This is a genomic window from Paenibacillus sp. E194 (assembly GCF_000935845.1).
Classification (GTDB): Bacteria; Bacillota; Bacilli; order Paenibacillales; family Paenibacillaceae; genus Paenibacillus_B; species Paenibacillus_B alvei_B.
Map to the genome: position 1 here is coordinate 1 of NZ_JMDX01000434.1, position 2,444 is coordinate 2,444.

Genomic DNA, 2,444 nt, shown 5'->3' on the forward strand with positions numbered 1-2,444 from the left:
TTATCTTTTGGAGTTGCGTCTGATCAAACGTTTCGAGTATTGGAGCAAAAGCACGACAAGGACCGCACCAAGGCGCCCAAAAAATTAACTAATGTCAAGCCTTCGCTATTCAAATCACTTTCAAAGGTTCTATCCGTAGTATGGCAAATGGTCATGTGAATCTTCCTCCTATATTCTTGATTGACAATGCATTGGGTTGAATAGATTACCCGCCATAAGAAATGTCCTATGTTCCTCATCACCTCCTTTGCGAAAATTTGAACGTTCATGAATATATTTATGGATATTACGGACTGATAATATCTTTAATTAAGACGAAAATTGAGTAACTACATATAGCGGACAAATTAAACCGATGTTACATCACTCATCGTTGAAGATGCCTGCCGGCATCGAAATAGTAATCATCATGCATAACTGACAACCATCTCACAATTTTTTATACTAATTACTGTGGTTCAGGCGGGAATATACTTATCACAGATATATTGAGTCTATAATATCCATCATTCTCTGAGTATGTCAAGTTTGTTTTTTATATTGCCCACAGGATCATGTAATTCCCGCCCGAGATGAAATCAAGTACAGCCTACAATTATGCGAATAAACTTAGCATTCTTACTCGCCTAAATATGCTGAATTCAATCTGCCTTCAAAATGAAACGCATAGTCATTGTCGATCCGAATGTAACCGAGTATGCAATGATGTCTGTCTCTCCGGAACACAGAGGAGTAATTCTGGTTATCTCTGTTCCCTTCAGCCACTACAATCTCCTTCTCTTCACAAGCGAGTACGACTCCAATATGATCGTGCGGCTTATCGGTCAACAGCTTGTCATAGATGACGATATCCCCTCGCTTCGGTGTGAATCCTTCTTGTCCATCACGGTAGAAAAATCCGGTCTCAGGCAGCTGAGACCACTCCAACCATGCACCTACCCCGGCTAATCGATATATGCCATTGGGATATCGTATCGGCAAGGCGATTCCAGCTTGTCTACAGCAGTAGTAGACAAATGCAGCACACCAGCTAGCTCTGATGTCTTGATAGATGTTCATATCTGGCCAATACTTGCAGATTTCTCGGTATTGCTTATCTCCTGGCACACCAATAATGTTCCGTCTTGCGAGCGATTCAGCTATGTCAGCCAGCATCTGACGCTTGTCGGTGGAATTGCTTGTTTTAGGAAATTCCGTGCTCGTATTGTTATGTGGTGTCTCGTAGGAATATGGAATCGCTAATTCTCCTAATACCCGCTGAAGTCTGTGTGAATCTCTCGAATCTACTTGGCTGTTCGGGGTTTGGAAGTATTTTTGCAGTACAATCGCATCTTTTATGACTTCTTCGTATGCTCCATGACGTTGATGTCTGTCATCATGATAATAGATGGCTCTTAGGATGGTTGCCTGCTCTTCTTGAGAGAACAATTTAAGGTCACGGATCATTGGTCTCACGGCCTCTGAGCTGTTGGGGCCAGGGAAATCTTCGATACCGGTTTTGTAAAAATAATAATGGTGAAGCACACCCGCGATTGCGGCGAGTTCCGATTGCAGCCCTCTCTTTCTAACAAGCATAGATGCGAATGCAGATACGCCATACAGGCGTATAGCTGCATCCTGTTTCTGGACGGAACTGTCCATCGATTGCAGTAATCCATGGACGAGTACCTGAATGCTTTTGCATCGTGACACCGCATGATCATTGATTTGATGGCTATTCATCTACCGTTACCTCCCTTGTCATTTCATGCCGATTAGGACTGTAAGGATCGACACTCCATAAATTACGGGAAATTTTGGAGAAAGTATATGGTACCTGAGAGATTGATAGGAGAGTCGTCTCTATGAATATTGAAAAAATATTTCGTCTTTTAAAAATATATTGAAAATTTTAATTGAAAGATAATATAATAGTTACCAATCCCCATATTATGGAATGGAGGTGGTCAAAAAGGAAGCGATTTTGTGGATGCCAATTCTGTTTTGAAAGCGGTATCATCTTGTCTTAGTGATTATCATTTTGGGAGGGAAATAATTGAAACGACTTCAAACAATCCAATGGAAAAAGCTATCGCTCACTCTCACTGTCGCCTCATTGGCGGCCTCGGTATTTGCGCCTACGCTGCCTGCTCCATTCAACAGTGCACCGTCTGTCTATGCGGAGCAAGTCAAGTCGAATTCGCAGCATCTCCAGCAAGCCTTCGAATCTGCAGCGAAAGAGTTCGAAGTGCCTGTGAGCATTCTGATGTCCGTCTCCTACAACCTTACACGGTGGGAGCAACATAATGGCGAACCAAGCACATCTGGAGGCTTCGGCGTTATGCATTTGACCGACATTCCGAAGCAGCAGCCAGTGGAACAGAATGCAACCGCTGACCAAGGCAGCACATCGGATTCGCTTGATGATCCGAGCCATCATACTCTTGCAGCAGCATCTCAACTCC

2 protein-coding genes and 1 pseudogene are annotated in these 2,444 nt (G+C 43.2%); 1 reads left to right on the forward strand and 2 read right to left on the reverse strand.

All coding sequences use genetic code 11. The annotated features are described in order from the left end of the window. Together AZ66_RS33980 and AZ66_RS28580 are read right to left on the reverse strand one after the other, a co-directional pair. On the reverse strand, positions 1 to 85 hold an 85-nt coding region (locus AZ66_RS33980), incomplete at its 3' end, for a thioredoxin domain-containing protein (RefSeq protein WP_442950333.1). Positions 86 to 618: 533 nt separating this feature from the next. Then, on the reverse strand, positions 619 to 1,722 hold the full coding sequence (locus AZ66_RS28580) for a CHAP domain-containing protein (RefSeq protein ID WP_044358035.1): 1,104 nt from the start codon (positions 1,720 to 1,722) through the stop codon (positions 619 to 621). 313 nt (positions 1,723 to 2,035) lie between these two features. Between AZ66_RS28580 and AZ66_RS28585 the strand changes: the two are divergent. Then, positions 2,036 to 2,444: pseudogene (locus AZ66_RS28585) on the forward strand (N-acetylmuramoyl-L-alanine amidase); the annotation flags it as partial.